Source organism: Streptomyces sp. NPDC002776, from assembly GCF_053592195.1.
Genome location: NZ_JBSFVG010000023.1, coordinates 82,469 through 97,265, shown reverse-complemented (window position 1 = coordinate 97,265; position 14,797 = coordinate 82,469). Strand labels below are relative to the sequence as shown.

The 14,797-nt window shown below is 72.9% G+C and carries 14 protein-coding genes; 12 read left to right on the top strand and 2 right to left on the bottom strand.

Going from position 1 to position 14,797, the window contains the following annotated elements; translation table 11 throughout:
• The first annotated feature begins 258 nt into the window (after positions 1-258).
• The 10 genes from ACWD11_RS31830 to ACWD11_RS31785 all read left to right on the top strand — a co-directional run bounded on the left by ACWD11_RS31830 (position 259) and on the right by ACWD11_RS31785 (position 12,313).
• Complete coding sequence (locus tag ACWD11_RS31830; RefSeq protein WP_451287203.1) at positions 259-1,758, top strand: anthranilate synthase component I family protein; 1,500 nt, start codon at positions 259-261, stop codon at positions 1,756-1,758.
• Positions 1,755-2,360: an anthranilate synthase component II gene (locus ACWD11_RS31825; RefSeq protein ID WP_451287201.1), complete on the top strand. Its 606-nt coding sequence runs from the start codon at positions 1,755-1,757 to the stop codon at positions 2,358-2,360. Before ACWD11_RS31830 ends, ACWD11_RS31825 begins: the two co-directional genes overlap by 4 nt.
• Entirely contained in the window at positions 2,353-3,381 is a 1,029-nt protein-coding gene (gene trpD, locus ACWD11_RS31820; RefSeq protein ID WP_451287199.1) for an anthranilate phosphoribosyltransferase, read from the top strand. Before ACWD11_RS31825 ends, trpD begins: the two co-directional genes overlap by 8 nt.
• Complete coding sequence (trpC, locus tag ACWD11_RS31815) at positions 3,378-4,154, top strand: indole-3-glycerol phosphate synthase TrpC (RefSeq protein WP_451287197.1); 777 nt, start codon at positions 3,378-3,380, stop codon at positions 4,152-4,154. The genes trpD and trpC overlap by 4 nt, the downstream gene beginning before the upstream one ends.
• Positions 4,151-5,560, top strand: a complete 1,410-nt coding sequence (locus ACWD11_RS31810; RefSeq protein ID WP_389420128.1) for a class II 3-deoxy-7-phosphoheptulonate synthase — start codon at positions 4,151-4,153, stop codon at positions 5,558-5,560. The genes trpC and ACWD11_RS31810 overlap by 4 nt, the downstream gene beginning before the upstream one ends.
• Before the next feature lie 32 nt (positions 5,561-5,592).
• Positions 5,593-6,738, top strand: a complete 1,146-nt coding sequence (locus ACWD11_RS31805; protein ID WP_451287195.1) for a hypothetical protein — start codon at positions 5,593-5,595, stop codon at positions 6,736-6,738.
• Positions 6,735-7,481, top strand: coding sequence for a DUF6182 family protein (locus ACWD11_RS31800; RefSeq protein WP_451287193.1), 747 nt, complete (start codon positions 6,735-6,737; stop codon positions 7,479-7,481). Before ACWD11_RS31805 ends, ACWD11_RS31800 begins: the two co-directional genes overlap by 4 nt.
• Before the next feature lies 1 nt (position 7,482).
• Positions 7,483-9,111 carry a GH3 family domain-containing protein gene (locus ACWD11_RS31795; RefSeq protein ID WP_451287191.1) on the top strand — a complete coding sequence of 543 codons (1,629 nt, stop codon included), beginning with the start codon at positions 7,483-7,485 and terminating at the stop codon, positions 9,109-9,111.
• A 72-nt stretch (positions 9,112-9,183) separates the two neighbouring features.
• Positions 9,184-11,526 carry a hypothetical protein gene (locus ACWD11_RS31790; RefSeq protein ID WP_451287189.1) on the top strand — a complete coding sequence of 781 codons (2,343 nt, stop codon included), beginning with the start codon at positions 9,184-9,186 and terminating at the stop codon, positions 11,524-11,526.
• Positions 11,519-12,313 (top strand): DEAD/DEAH box helicase family protein, encoded by a 795-nt coding sequence (locus ACWD11_RS31785; RefSeq protein ID WP_389420123.1) that lies wholly within the window; start codon positions 11,519-11,521, stop codon positions 12,311-12,313. The genes ACWD11_RS31790 and ACWD11_RS31785 overlap by 8 nt, the downstream gene beginning before the upstream one ends.
• Before the next feature lie 3 nt (positions 12,314-12,316).
• Here the strand turns inward: ACWD11_RS31785 and ACWD11_RS31780 are convergent, their stop codons facing one another.
• Positions 12,317-12,547 carry a DUF1905 domain-containing protein gene (locus ACWD11_RS31780; protein WP_451287187.1) on the bottom strand — a complete coding sequence of 77 codons (231 nt, stop codon included), beginning with the start codon at positions 12,545-12,547 and terminating at the stop codon, positions 12,317-12,319.
• Positions 12,548-13,066: 519 nt separating this feature from the next.
• Positions 13,067-13,369, bottom strand: a complete 303-nt coding sequence (locus tag ACWD11_RS31775; RefSeq protein ID WP_451287185.1) for a hypothetical protein — start codon at positions 13,367-13,369, stop codon at positions 13,067-13,069.
• Positions 13,370-13,689: 320 nt separating this feature from the next.
• Here ACWD11_RS31775 and ACWD11_RS31770 point away from each other — a divergent pair, with 320 nt between their 5' ends.
• Positions 13,690-14,310: a DUF6461 domain-containing protein gene (locus ACWD11_RS31770; protein ID WP_451287183.1), complete on the top strand. Its 621-nt coding sequence runs from the start codon at positions 13,690-13,692 to the stop codon at positions 14,308-14,310.
• A gap of 137 nt (positions 14,311-14,447) precedes the next feature.
• The gene (locus tag ACWD11_RS31765; protein ID WP_451287181.1) at positions 14,448-14,744 is read left to right on the top strand and encodes a hypothetical protein; all 297 of its coding nucleotides are present in this window, start codon (positions 14,448-14,450) and stop codon (positions 14,742-14,744) included.
• The last annotated feature ends 53 nt before the right edge of the window (positions 14,745-14,797 follow it).

Genomic DNA, 14,797 nt, shown 5'->3' with positions numbered 1-14,797 from the left:
GGAACCAACGAAGCCCCCCGGCCGTCGGCGTGTTGAGTGAGATCACCACACCAACGACGAGGGGCTTCGCCACGTCACCGCACCTGACCAGCCTGATTCACCCGACAGCCCAGGATGAAATAGGTTCAATACCGCAGGTATAGCGAAGGCATAAGCCGCATTCGTAGAGTGCGCTGCGGTGGAATTCGAGGCCGCGTGCACAGTCCGCGGCGAACAGCCCGGAGGAAGTCCCGCGCCGGCCCAGCCGAGGAAGGCGACATGACCACCCATCTCACCGAAGAAGCCGCGGAGGTCACGGCCGAGGCGGTCCGGGCCACCGTGCCCGACCGGGCCACGGCCGCCGCCCTCGGGCACGCTTACGACATCGTCCCGCTGTACCAGGAGTTCTTGGCCGACGGCATCAGCCCCGTCACCGCGTTCGCCCAGCTGTGCGGACCCGACGAGCCCGGCTTCCTGCTGGAGAGCGTGCCGGTCTCGGGCGGCGTCGCCCGCTACTCCTACGTCGGCCACCGGCCCGCCCCGCTCGACCTGCCCGACGGCGACCCGCTGGCCGTGTTGGAGTTCCGGCTCGCCCTGCGCGAGGCCCCCGTCGAAGGGCTGCCGCCGTTCCACGGTGGCTTCGTCGGTTACCTGGGCTACGAGGCGGCCCGGCACTTCGAGGTGCTGCCACTCGCCGCGGGCGCTCCGCCCGGCCTGCCCGAGTCGGCGTTCCTGTCCGCGCAGGACCTGGTGGTCTTCGACCACGCCACCCGCCGCGTCCTGCTGATCACCCTGCACCGCCCGGCCCGGGAGTCCTACGACGACGCCGTCGGCCGGATCGTGCGTCTGGGCGACCGGCTGCGCGGCGCCGGCCCGGTGCCCGGTTTCACCGGCCGTCCGCTGCGGCGCCCCGATCCGGCGGCCGAGGCGGACACCTCCGGCTGGACGGCGAACCTGACAGAGCGTGAGTTCACCGAGCGCGTCGAGCGTGCCCGAGCGCACATCGCGGCGGGGGACGCCTTCCAGATCGTGCTCTCCCGGCGGCTCAGCCGCCCGCTCTCCGCCCCGCCCCTCGACCTGTACCGGCATCTGCGGGCCACCAACCCGTCGCCGTACATGTACCACCTGAGCCTGGGGGAGGGGCGGCACGTCATCGGCGCCTCCCCAGAGCTGCTGGTCAAGGCGGAGGGCGAGCGCGTGCAGACCCGTCCGCTGGCGGGCACGCGGCCCCGCCACCCCGACCCGGGGGCGGACCTGGAGCTGGAGCGCGAACTCCTCACCGACGAGAAGGAGTGCGCCGAGCACGTGATGCTCGTCGACCTCGGCCGCAACGACCTCGGCCGGGTCACCGAGCCCGGCACGGTCCGGGTGGACCAGCTGATGCGGGTCGAGCGCTTCTCGCACGTGATGCACCTGTCGTCGACCGTCTCCGGCCGGCTCGCCCCCGGCCGCACCGTCCTGGACGCCCTGCGGTCCGCCTTCCCCGCCGGCACCCTGTCCGGGGCGCCCAAGATCCGGGCCATGGAGATCATCGCGGAGCTCGAACCGCATCGACGCGGCGTCTATGGCGGGGCCGTCGGCTTCGCCGGGTACGACGGCCTGGCCGACTTCGCGATCGCCCTGCGCACCGTCGTCGTCGCCGACGGACAGGTGCATGTCCAGGCGGGCGCCGGGATCGTCGCCGACTCGGACGCAGTCGCCGAGTTCCACGAGACCCTGCACAAGTCCCTCGCGATGATCACGGCCGTACGCCGTGCGGAAGCGGAGGCACAACGGTGACGGACAGCCACGCGACCCGGGCGCGGTCCGCCCGGCCACTGGTCGCGGTGATCGACAACTACGACTCCTTCACCTACAACCTCGTGCATTACGTCGCCGAACTCGGCGGTGAACCCACGGTGTTCCGCAATGACGCCGTCGACATCGCCGAACTGGCCGCCTTCGACCTGTTGTTGCTCTCCCCCGGCCCCGGCGCCCCCGCCGAGGCGGGCATTTCCGTCGAGGCCGTCCGCGCCCTCAGCGGCCGGCTCCCCATCCTCGGTGTGTGCCTGGGCCACCAGAGCATCGCGGCCGCGTTCGGCGGCAGCGTGGTGCCCGGCACGCCCGTGCACGGCAAGACCTCGCCCGTGCACCACGACGGCAGCGGCGTGTTCGCCGGACTGCCCGACCCCTTCACCGCCACCCGCTACCACTCCCTCGTCGTCGCGCCGCACGACCTGCCGGACGCACTCCTCGCGGTGGCCCGCACCCCCGACGGCACCCTGATGGGGCTGCGCCACCGCGACCACCCCACCCACGGCGTCCAGTTCCACCCCGAGTCGGTGCTCAGCCCCGAGGGCAAACAGCTGATCGCGAACTTCCTGGAGCTCAGCGATGATTGACGTACTGCGTGCCCTCGCGCGACGCCGGCTCACCGAGGACGAGGCCGCGGCGGCGATGCGCGTCATCATGCGCGGCGAAGCCACCTCCGCCCAGATCGCCGGCTTCGCCCTGGCGGTCACCGCGCGCGGCGAGTCCGTGGACGACCTGACCGGAATGGCCCGCGCCGCGCTGGAGTTCACCACCCCGCTCGGCGTCGACGGGGACGTGCTCGACACCTGCGGCACCGGCGGCGACGGCCTGAACACCTTCAACATTTCCACCGCCGCCGCCGTCGTGGCCGCCGCCTGCGGGGTGCGCGTCGCCAAGCACGGCAACCGCAGCGCCTCCTCCGCCTGCGGCAGCGCCGACGTGCTGGAGGAGCTCGGCGTCCGCATCGACCTGGGCCCCGACGAGGCCGCCCGCTGCCTGGCTGCGACGGGCATCACCTTCCTGTTCGCGCCGGTGTTCCACCCGGCCTTCCGGCACACCGCCGGCCCGCGCCGTGAACTGGGCGCCCGGACCGTCTTCAACCTCCTCGGACCGCTGCTCAACCCGTCCGGTGCCCGGTTGCGCATCCTGGGCGTGCCTGACGCCGCCCTGGTCGAGCCGATGACCGAGGTGCTGCACCGGCTCGGCGTCACCCGCGCCCTGGTCTTCCACAGCGAGGACGGCATGGACGAGCTGAGCACCGGAAGTCCCGCCCATGTCGTCGAACTTCGCGACGGACACCGCACGACCCACCGCTTCGACCCCGCCGCGACGGGCCTCGCACCAGCCCGCCCCGACGACCTGGCCGGCGGCGACCGCGCCGTCAACGCGGCGATCATCCGCCGCGTGCTGGCCGGCGAACCAGGACCGGCCCGCGACGTCGTCCTGCTCAACGCCGCCGCCGCACTGCGCGTCGCCGGCACCGCGGCCGACTGGCACGACGCCCTGGGCCAGGCCGCCGAGGCCGTCGACACCGGCACGGCCGCCACCCTGTTGACCCGCTGGGCCCGCGTCTCCCACCACCCCACGGCCGCCCTGGAGATCCCGGCATGACCGACATCCTCGCGACCCTGATCGCCCAGGCCGAACGGCAGACCGCACGGCGTCGTGCCACCTGCCCCGACGCCGATATGGCGCAGGCGGCCGCCGCCGAGCCCGCGCCCCGGGACCTCGCCGCTGCCCTGGCGGAGCCCGGCCTCTGCGTCATCGCCGAGATGAAGCCGCGCAGCCCCTCCAAGGGCCCGCTGACCGACGACTACCGCCCGGTCGAACGAGCCCGCGCCTACCGTGACGGTGGCGCCCACGCGCTGTCCGTCCTCACCCACGAGGACGGTTTCGGCGGCAGCCCCGAACACCTTTCCGTGGCCCGTGCCGAGAGCGGACTGCCCGTCCTGCGCAAGGACTTCATCACCGACGAGTACCAGCTCCTGGAGGCCCGCGCGCTCGGTGCCGACGCCGTCCTGCTGATCGTGGCCGCCCTGTCCACCGAGCGGCTCGCCCAACTCCTCGCCCGCACACGGGAACTGGGCATGGAGGCGCTGGTCGAGACACACGCCGCCGACGAGGTCGACAGAGCACTGGAGGCCGGCGCCACCGTCATCGGCGTCAACCACCGCGACCTGCGTGACTTCACCATCGACCGCACCCTGTCCGCACGGCTGCGCCCCCGCGTCGGCGCCGGCCGGATCCTCGTCGCCGAGAGCGGCGTACGCGACGCGCACGACGCCCGCGCCCTGGCCCGGGCCGGAGTGGACGCCGTACTCGTCGGAGAGCTGCTGATGCGGGCGGACGACCCCGCCGCCACGATCAAGGAGCTGACGGCATGACGCTGCTGCCCACGCCCGCCGCGGCCCGCCAGGACCAGGCCGCCCCGCCCCCGCCGGGCTGGACCCCTGCCTCCTGGCGCGACCGCCCCGCCGCCCAGCAGCCCGACTGGCCCGACCTTGAGGCGCTGCGGCGGGTGACCGGCACCCTCGCCCTCCAGCCCCCGCTCGTCCTGCCCGGCGAGATCCTCGACCTGCGGCGCGAACTCGCCGCAGTCGCGGCCGGCGACGGCTTCCTGCTCCAGGCCGGCGACTGCGCCGAGCCCTTCGCCTCCTGCACCGAGGACGGTGTCCGCGGCAAGCTGCGGGTCATCCTTCAGCTCGCCATCGTGCTCACCTTCGGCTCGGGCCTGCCCGTGGTGAAGGTCGGCCGCATCGCGGGCCAGTTCGGCAAGCCGCGCAGCCGCCCCACCGAGACCGTCGACGGCGTCGAACTGCCCGCCTTCCGCGGCGACATCGTCAACGGCCCCGAGTTCACCCCCGAGGCCCGCCGCCCCGACGCCGACCGCATGCTGCGCGCCTACCACCACTCCTCCGCGGCCCTGAACGTGCTGCGCGCCCTCACCCTCGGCGGTTTCGCCGACCTCGACCAGGTCCACGCCTGGAACCAGGAGTCCGTCCGGCGCAGCCCCGCAGGCCGGCGCTACGAGAAGGCGGCCGAGGACATCGCCTGGGCCCTGCGCTTCATGAACGCCTGCGGCGTGGACACCGGCGCCCAGCCGGTCCTCCACCAGACCCGCCTCTACACCTCGCACGAAGCCCTGCTGCCGCCCTACGAACAGGCGCTGACCCGCTACGACGAACAGCGCCGCGCCTGGTTCGGCACCAGCGCCCACCTTCTGTGGATCGGAGACCGCACCCGGCAGCTCGACGGCGCCCACGTGGAACTGCTCGCCGGCCTCGCCAACCCGGTCGGCATCAAGGTGGGACCGTCCACCACAGCGGAACAACTGCTGGCGCTGTGCGAACGCCTCGACCCGCACCGCACCCCCGGCCGGCTGGTGCTCATCACCCGGCTCGGCGCCGGACGCGGCGCCGACCTGCTGCCGCCGCTGCTGCGGGCCGTCCGGGAGGCCGGACATCTGCCGGTGTGGACCTGCGACCCCATGCACGGCAACACCTTCGTGTCGGTCGGCGGCTACAAGACGCGCCGCCTGACCGATATCACCGCAGAGATCGGCGACTTCTTCGCCGCGCACGCCCAGGAGGGCACCCACCCCGGCGGCGTCCACCTCGAACTCACCGGCGACGACGTCACCGAGTGCCTCGGCGGCGACCTGGACGAGATCGTCGACGAGCGGCTCGGTACCCGCTACGAGACCTCCTGCGACCCCCGTCTGAACGCCGCCCAGTCCCTCGAACTCGCCTTCCGCACCGCCGAGATGCTGCGCGCTCACCTCAGCGCCTGACCGGGCGCCGCCCGACCGGAAAGGAGCACTCCGTGACCGTCGACGCGACAGCCGGCCCCCGGGCGGGCGCCGAACTCGTCGTGGCGCCGGTGACCATCACCCCCACCAAGCCCCTCACCCCCACCCACGTCAAAGGACTGCTCTGGACCGACCTGCTGGTCAAGGCGAGTTCCCGGCTCACCCCGGTCCGCCTCGTCTGGAACAACCGCACGGCCACCGTCACCGCCCAGTCGACCGCCTTCTGGCGCCATCTCGACCTGACCGAACCGGACACCGACTGGAGCGCCGAGACGGCCCTGGCCATCGGCGAGCGCTACGTCCGCTACCACGCCGGACGGCCCCGCACCGACCCGCGCACCCTCGATGCTTATCTGTCCCGCGCCGACGACACCGGCTGGGTCCACCCCGCCGGGCGCCGCATGCTCGACCTGTGGCGTGCCGAACTGGACCTGCTCGGCGTGGCCGACCCGGGCCTCGCCCTCGACCGCCCGCTCGGCATCCCCGCGTCCGCCGCGCTCGGCCTGCTCGCCGACCGCGGACTCCTCCTCGACCACCGGCCCTACGGCGGCCCCGTCCACCTCGACGGCACCCGCTGGGGCCTGCCGCTGCGCCGGCTCGTCGGAGCCGACGGCCACCCCAACTACCTGCTGCCGATCCTGCGTGAACTGATCCCGATGATCCGCCCCGACCGGACGTTCCTGCTCATCTGCGACGACGACCTCACCGCCGACTACGTGCTCCTGGACCGTGTGCTGACCGAGTTCGGCGCCCGCGTCGCCCGGCTCTCCCTCAGCCGGGTCCCCATCGCCGGAACCACCCGCTCCAGCCGGTACGGCGGCTGGAGCGGCGCGACCCTCGGCGAACTGTCCGCCGCCGCGGGCAGCGCGGACCGGGCCGCCTACCGGCTCGGCATGCGCCTGTACTTCACCGGCACTCTCCAGCGCGGCTCGGCCCAGCCCTTCCGCATGCCGCTGCTGCGCCGCTGCGTGGGACGGGCCGCCCGCCTCCTCGACGCGGCGGCCGACCGCGGCGCCGCTCCGGCCGACCGCACCCTCGACGAGGCGCTCGCGCGGCTGCGCACCCGCCCCGGATACGTCGACCCCTACCGGCTGACCGCCTCCCTCCTGGGCGGCCGCGTCATCCCGCCGACCCCCCAACTCCGGGCGCTCTATACATGAACGCACAGCACGCCCTCCTCTTCCGGCCCGCCTCCGCCTCCCGCGCCGACGGTCCGCTGGCCGCCGCCGCCCTGGCCCGGCTGGCGGCCGTCAGGCGCGGACTCGGCGACGCGCCGGTCACCCACGGCCTGACCGCGGCCGTCGTGGTGGCCCGCCTCGACGTGCCGTCCTTCCTCACCGGCGTCGCCGGTTTCGCCCTCGCCCTGCCGCCCGTGCCGGCCGACGGCTGGTACCGCACGTTCACCAGAACCGTGTTCCTCAGCGGCCGCCCCGCCGCCCTCGCCGCCCGTCACCCGTACCGGCACGCCACTCCCGCCGCCGACCTCGCCTGGTACGGCCCGGCGCGACGCGGCCGACTCCAGCCGCTCTCCCGGCTGCTGCGCGCCTTCGAGGCCCCGGCCCCGATCCCCGTACCGGACGAGCCGCTCGTCCTCACCGTCCCCGGTCCTCCGTCGGACCGCACCGTGGCCGCGGTGCTCGCCACGCGCGAGGTCAGCACCGCCGCCTACCTGGTCCACGCCCACCACCTGATCGCCGAGGCGGCCCTGTGCGGACTGATCCGCCCCGGCGACACCCTCCGCCTCACCCACCGAGCCGATCTGCACCCCGACGAGTTCCGCGACGCGCTGGACCCGTCCCGCGCCGGTTCGGCCCACACGCGCATCGCCCCCAGCCCCACCGACCCCGACCGGCTGCGCCTGTACGGCGTCCTGCGGCTGCAGCACCCCGAAGGAGAGCACTGACATGCGGGCCGAACGCGTACTCGCCGAGCACCGCCGCTTCCTCGCCGCCCTGGAGGACCCCGAAGAGGTCCAACGCGACCTGCTCGGCAGCATCCTGGAGCGCAACAGCGACACCGCCTTTGGCCGGGAGCACCGCCTGGCCTGCGTACGCGGCCTCGACGACCTGCGCCGGGCGGTGCCGATCCGCACCCACCAGGAGCTGATGCCGTGGATCGAACGGGCGATGGGCGGCGAGCAGGCCGTACTGACCGCGGACGACCCCGTCGTCTACTTCTCCTCCAGCGGCAGCACCGGCCGCGAGAAGCACATCCCGGTCACCCGCAGCTATATGCAGGGCACCTTCCTGCCCTTCTACCACGCCAGTTTCGCCCCGCTCCTGCAGAGCCTGCCGCAGGCCCTCTCGATGCCCGGCGCCGTTCTCAACCTGTGGCAGGACCCGACCTCACCCATCTCCCGCACCGGCCACGGGCAGCCGCACATCGGCGCCAGCCAGGTCGACTACAGCAAGTTCGGCGAGGACTCCGCCGTCGGGTTCGGCAACGACGCCGAGTGGAGTCGCATCCCCGCGGAACTGGCCACGGCGGGCCCCTGGGACCGCAGCTACTACAAACTGCGCCTCGCCGCCGAGCAGGACATCCGGATCGTCATCGGCGTCAACCCCGCGATGGTCGCCGGACTGCCGTACATGCTGCGCACCCTGTATCCCCGGCTGGCCGCGGACCTCCGCGCCGGCACGCTCGACGGCCGCCCGCACACCCGGCCCGACCCCGAGCGCGCCGACGAGTTCGAGCGGTACGCCCAGCGGTTCGGCACGCTTCTGCCTTACCACCTCTGGCCGCGCCTGAGCGCCGTCTTCGTCTGGAACAGCGCCCTCGCCTCGCTGTATCTGCCGCGCGTGCGCGAGACGTACGGGCCGGGCGTACGGCTGTTCGGCGCGCCGGTCGCTTCCTGCGAGGGGCCCGCGGCCGTGCCGGTCGACCAGCGGCCCGGCGCTCCGCTGTATGTGCCGGGCTGCGTCTACGAGTTCGTGCCGGCGGACGGGCCGGTCACCGCCGACAGCGAGACGCTCGCCGCCACCGAGCTGGAGCCGGGCCAGGACTACCACCTCGTCCTCACCCACGTCGGCGGCCTGTACCGGTGCGCGGTCATGGACGTCGTCCGCGTCGTCGGGTACCAGGGGCGCACCCCGCGTATCGAGTACGCCGGACGTGACGTCGTCCGCTCCGCCGCCGGGGAGCGGCTGAGCGAGGCCGTCGCCGTGCGCGCGCTGCGCGCCGCCTGCCACGACGCGGGCGCCGAGATCCGCAACGCGACGTTCCGCCTGGCGGGCGCCGGCCCGGGCGGCCGGTACCAGGTCGCTGTGGCCTTCGCGGGCCCGTCGGCGCCGGCCCTGGGCGCCGCCCTGGACGCCCGGCTGGCCGAGCAGTGCCCGGGCTACCGGGAGGGCCGCCGCTCGGGATGCATCGGCCCGGCCGAGGTGATCGAGGTCCACCCGGACGCCTTCCTGCGGGAGTGGGAGCGCGCCGTGCGGGGCGGGCAGCGTCCGCCTCGGGTCAAGGACCGGGTGTTCCTGCCCGGCGAGGAGGCCTGGGAGCGGCTCGTCGCCTCCGCCGCGCCGGAGGCCGCCTGAAGCACCACGGCACCGGGGCCCCGTGGGAACGGCGGACCCGCCACCAAGACGACGGATGAGGAGGCGATGCTGATGACCGACGTGATCCCCGGCCGTGGCCAGTACACCGAGGAGGCCCGCCGAAAGCGGCTGACCTGGCTGCGCGGACGCAGCGGCACGGAGCTGGGCTCGCTGGAGGGAACCGGTCTGACCGCTCAGCACCTGGTCGGCAACGTGGAGAATTTCGTGGGCTCCGTCGAGGTGCCGGTGGGCCTCGCGGGCCCGCTGCTGTTCACCGGTGACGCGGCCCGCGGGAGCGTGGTCGCCCCGCTGGCCACCACCGAGGGCGCGCTCGTGGCGTCGGCCTCGCGCGGTGCACGGGCCGTCACCGAGTCCGGCGGGGTCACCACCCACGTGCTCGCCCAGCGGATGACCCGGGCCCCCGCGTTCGAGTTCGCCGACATCGCCGCCGCACGTCGGTTCACCGCCTGGCTGCACACCCACCGCGGACGGCTGGACGAGCAGGTGCGTGCGGTCTCCCGGCACACCCGCCTGATCGACGTCGACCCGTACCAGATCGGCCGCCGGCTCCATGTGCGGTTCGTCTACGAGACCGCCGACGCCGCCGGGCAGAACATGACGACGGCGGCGACCTGGCAGATCTGCCGATGGCTGACCGACGAGCTCGCCGCCGACGACCGCTTGCGCCCGTTGGGGATGATGCTGGAGGGCAACCTCAGCGGTGACAAGAAGACCACCGCCGTCTCGCTGCTGGCCGGCCGGGGGACCCGGGTGACCGCAGAGTGCAGACTGCCCCGGCACACCGTCGCCTCGGTGCTCAAGACCACCCCCGAGGCCATGGTCAAGGGGCATGTCGCGACCGTGCTCGGCGCCCAGCAGGCCGGGACGACCGGGATGGGCGTCAACGCGGCGAACATCGTCGCGGCCCTGTTCGTGGCGACGGGCCAGGACGTGGCCTGCGTCCATGAGTCCGGCGTGTCGATCTTCTCCATGGAGCAGGACGCTGACGACCTGGTCGCGACCATCCTGCTGCCCAACCTGGTGGTGGGCACTGTCGGCGGCGGCACCGCCCTGCCGCACCAGCGCGATCTGCTGACCGTCCTGGGCTGCGCGGGCGAGGGCGGCGCCCGCCGGTTCGCCGAGATCGTCACCGGGTTCGCACTCGCCCTGGACCTGTCGACGATGGCGGCCGTGGTCAGCGGCCAGTTCGCCGAAGCCCACCAGCGGCTCGGCCGGGCTCGCCGCGTCGACTTCCTCCAGTCCGGCGACCTGAACGCGGCCCTGCTGCAACCCGTGCTGGCCGAGGGCCTCGGCGATCCGCGCCTGCACGTCGGCCGCGTCCGGCAGGCGCCGCCCCTGCACGGCGACGGCATCTCCAGCGAACTCGGCGCCCTGGCCGAGCGCCGCAAGCTGACCGGTCTGCATCCGCTGACGGTGACCCTCACCCGCGGCGAGGGTGACTCCACCACCGTGGACCTGGTGGCGAAGGTCAAGGCCCGCGGCGACGAGATCGTCTCCGGCATCGCGAAACTGCTCTCGCTGTGCGCGCCGGAGGCCGCCCGGGCCTGGGGCCGCTGGGGAGCGGACACCGAGTTCACCGACGCCCACCTCCGCGAACTCGCCGTCTTCCGGCGCACCGAGACCGCCCTGACCCGGCTGCTGCCGCGCTGCTACGGCCTGCTGGAGGACGACGAGCGCGAGGCGTACGTCATCCTGATGGAACGGCTGCGTGACGACGGCGGCCCGTGGACCCGCGACCGGATCGCCGAAGCGCTGCGCGCCATCGCGCCCGTGCACGGCCACTGGCTCGGCCGCGACCAGGAACTGCTCGCCGAAGGCTGGCTCCGCCGGGTGCCCGAGCCCGCCCAACTGGCCAAGGCGCGGGAGCTGTGGGAGGCACTCGCCCGACAGGCGGCTGCCGACCAGCCCGACCTGATCGACGGTGCCCGTCTCGACATCCTGCTGGGCATCGCCGAGAGCGTCGGTTACTGGTCCCAGGAACTCCAGGTCCTGCCCCGCACGCTGGTCCACAACGACTTCAACCCGCGCAACATCGCCCGCCACAAGGGACGCATGGTCGTCTACGACTGGGAACTCGCCACGATCGACGTACCGCAGCGCGATGTCGTGGAACTCCTGGCGTTCACCCTCGGCCCTGAGGCGACGGCGACCGATGTCGACGGCTTGCTCGCCGTGCACGCCGACGCGGTGGCGGCGGAGTCGCCGCGGGCGGCGCGCTTGGTCGCCACCACCGACTGGCACCGGGGCCACCGCCTGGCCCTGCGCGAGTTCCTGATGAACCGGCTGGCGCTGTACGTCACGGGCCACGCCGAGCGCGAGTTCGGGTTCCTGCCGGGCGTGGTGCACACCGCATTCCGCCTGTGGGACCTGGACCGGACCCGGGACGGTGAGTGACGTGCGGGTGGCCGTGGTCGGCATCGACGGCAGCGGCAAGACCACGCTGCTCCGCCGGCTGGCCGAGCGGGACGGTTTCGCGGTCGTGCACGCGATCCGAGCCCACGACGACCCCCACAGTCCCGTCGCCGGACTGTCCAGGTCCCTGGCCGGCGCGTCGGCCGCGGCCGACGCCGTGGGCCGCATCCAGCTGAAGGTCGCCGTTCTCTCCCTCCAACTGTGCCTGTACGGCCCGGCCGAACGGCACGCGGCCCGTGGGGCTCGGGTCCTGCTCGCAGACCGTCACCCGCTCGTCGACCCGCTGGTCTACCTGCCGCTGTTCGGGCAACTGGCCAGGGACGACGCATCCGGCGGCGATGTGGAGGCCTGGTGGCGGCGGCAGGAGCCGCGCGCCGCCCGCGACGTGCGCGACTGGCTGGTGACCCGCACCGGCCATGCCGATCCCTGGGCGCTGGGCGAGGAGATGCTGGAGCTGGGCACCCGGCCGCTCGAGGAGATGCTCGACCGGCTCGAGCGCCGGTTCGGCGTCTCGCCGCCCGACGGCGTCCTTCTGCTCGACCTGCCGGTCACGGAGGCGCTGAGCCGCACCCGGGAACGGGGCCGCGCCGGCGAACTGCACGAGACCAGAACCTTCCTGTCGATGACCCGTCAGCGTTATCAGGCCGTCCTGGACTGGCTGGGCGGGGCCCGCCCGGGCATCGCGCGCCAGCGCGTCGACTGCTCCGGCCTCGGCGTGGACGAGCTCGCCGACCTGGTGCGGGACTCGGTCGGCGCCCTCAGAGCCTGACCGTCAGCTCCACGAGAGCCCCTTTGGCCTGCGCACGGCGGCCTTGATCGGCAGCAGGCAGCGGCCGTCCTTCGGGAAGAGGGACGTCGTGCACTCGACCGCGCCGATGCGGGCGTCCACCGGGATCACGCCCCAGCCGTACACGGCCATGGCGGCCACCTCCCGGATACCGGCGGATTCCTCGTCCCGTACGGGAACGACGTAGTACGGCGACGGACGGCGCCACTCGATCACCTGGCCGGTGAAGGCGAGTTACTGTCGGGCAGCGTCCCGGCACGCCGAGATCGATCAGTTGTAGATGCCCTGTCTGCGGAGATCGCTGTTCTGGGCATGCAGCCACCGTGGTTGTCAGTCCCGGACCGTGGGGTCCTCGTCCAGGTCCTCGGCCAGTTCGTCGGAGACACCGGGGCCGGCCTCGCCGAGCGGAGCCTCCTCGGTGCCCGCGGTCTCCTCGTGCGGTGTCCGGCTTCGGGTCTGTGAGATGACTTTCCCCTCCTGTTGTTGATGATGGGCAGTGGCGTCACCGGATCGGGAGGCATCGACGGACCGCTGGCGAGGGACTTGAGGACCGGTTCCAACCGAGCTGGATGAGTTCTCCGTACCGTGGAGTGCGGTTCGGTGCCTGGCTAGGACGATGTGATCCGGTACGTGAGGTGAGTGACCTGGGGGGAGTCGACCACCCGTGGGAGTTCGAGGCTGAGACCGGGTGAGACGTGGTCGAAGAGCCGGAGGCCCGAGCCGAGCACGAGGGGGCTAGGTGAATCCGGAGTTTGTCCAGCGGTCCGGCGCGTTGATGGACTGTCGTACGGTGTCTGCCCCGCCCGAGATCTGGACGTCTTCGTCCCCTGCGGCCTTGCGGGCCCGGGCAAGTGCGGTGTCGATTCCTTCGGTCACGAAGGTGAAGGTGGTGCCGCCCTGCCGTACCCAGGGTTCCCGCGGGGTGTGGCCCATGACGTAGGCACCGGCGCGGGAGAAGTTCTCCCGGACGATGTCGTCGTCCGGGTTGGCCTGCCCTACGTCGATGCTCTGGCGCGCGCTCCCGCCAGCTCTCGACACCGAAGGCCCATTCGTGGATGCGCATTCCGCCGTCACTGAGCGGGTTGTCGGGACGGGAGTTGGGGCCGGCGATGAAGCCGTCCAACGGGCACGGTCACGGACCGCCAGCGGTCGGCGGGCAGCGGCCGGCCGGACATGGTGTCACCCATGACCTGGCCGTCATATGGCAGGGTGCGTTCAGCTGCAACGTCAGCACGTTCGACAGCCGTGTTTCCGCGGAAGGCTCGCACTACAAGGGCCCCCAGCATCTGCAACCCCGCTGGGTCTCCTTCGCTGCACGCCCAATCCCTGCCACGGGATGCTGACGAGGTGACGGACTGATGGACGGACTCCGCTGGGTGTACGAGGCCTATCCGTACGGCTACAGCCTCGTCTTCTGCGAGGACCTCACCCCGGAGGAGGTGCTCGAACGCCTCGGCGCCCGGCGCGAGTCCGTCTTCCCGCTCACCGCCTTCGAGGCCCGGGAGATCGAGACCCGCAACGCGGCGGACGAGCCGTACGATCTCGACCACCTGGACGATCTGGATGTGGAGGCCGTGGAGGAACTGGGCTTCTTGCGTCCTTCGACGAACGCCGTGATCCGGGCCGGCTCAATCGAGGGCTGGTCCTTCGCGATCCAGGCGTCCGTATCGTACGTCTCCGCCGTGAGCTTTCTCCCCACGCTCTCCCGGGGCACCCGCGTCGTCGCCGCCAGCCGGGACGTGAACGCCGTACAGCGGGTGGAGTACGCGGTGGACGGGCGGGTCCTGTCATCCTTCGACCCACTCTTTCCGGCGTACGACGACGGGGCCGAGCCGTTGGCGCTCGGCTGGCCGTTGGACGAGCGCATGAACCCCACACAGGTTCTGGAGCAGTTGGAGAGCCGGTTCGGGCTGTGGGTGGCAAAGGACTCGGAGGAACGTCGGCTGCCGGCGGCGGGCCTGTCGACGACAGACCATTGATCCATGTCAGGCCGACGCCTGGCTCTCCCGCTTCCGCGCCTGACGTGGGCAAGCCGCGGCGACCCAGCCACGCGGGCAAGCCCAAGACGGGCCTGGGCAAGCGCGCGTTGTCAGTGGCGGCTGCAAGGCTTGGGCGGATGAACGGCGATGAGCAGCTGCTGAACGGCCGGGTCTACGGCGCGGAGCACGACGACCCCAACCCGGGCCCGCTCCCGCACCGGACCTACGCCGCACTGGTCGGCGGGCCGCTGGACGGCCTGCTGCTGGACATCCACGGCTGGCGGAGCGAGGAAGTCGACGATGGCGTGGCCCTGTCCACCGAGCTGTCGCGGTGGCCTGGCGGCCGCGCCCTGTACGACCCGCGCCCCGGCGAACCCCGCACACAGGGGCCCGGCCTCAGCTGCCGCTTCTACTACTCCGGCGACACACCCTGACCACAGGCCCGACCGCGGCAGCGGTCGCCCCGACCACAGGGCCGACCACGGCA

Coding starts and splice junctions, on each gene's coding strand:
- ACWD11_RS31830 (WP_451287203.1), top strand. CDS start 259: ATGACCACCCATCTCACCGAAGAAGCCGCGGAGGTCACGGCCGAGGCG.
- trpD (WP_451287199.1), top strand. CDS start 2,353: ATGATTGACGTACTGCGTGCCCTCGCGCGACGCCGGCTCACCGAGGAC.
- trpC (WP_451287197.1), top strand. CDS start 3,378: ATGACCGACATCCTCGCGACCCTGATCGCCCAGGCCGAACGGCAGACC.
- ACWD11_RS31810 (WP_389420128.1), top strand. CDS start 4,151: ATGACGCTGCTGCCCACGCCCGCCGCGGCCCGCCAGGACCAGGCCGCC.
- ACWD11_RS31800 (WP_451287193.1), top strand. CDS start 6,735: ATGAACGCACAGCACGCCCTCCTCTTCCGGCCCGCCTCCGCCTCCCGC.
- ACWD11_RS31795 (WP_451287191.1), top strand. CDS start 7,483: ATGCGGGCCGAACGCGTACTCGCCGAGCACCGCCGCTTCCTCGCCGCC.
- ACWD11_RS31790 (WP_451287189.1), top strand. CDS start 9,184: ATGACCGACGTGATCCCCGGCCGTGGCCAGTACACCGAGGAGGCCCGC.
- ACWD11_RS31770 (WP_451287183.1), top strand. CDS start 13,690: ATGGACGGACTCCGCTGGGTGTACGAGGCCTATCCGTACGGCTACAGC.
- ACWD11_RS31765 (WP_451287181.1), top strand. CDS start 14,448: ATGAACGGCGATGAGCAGCTGCTGAACGGCCGGGTCTACGGCGCGGAG.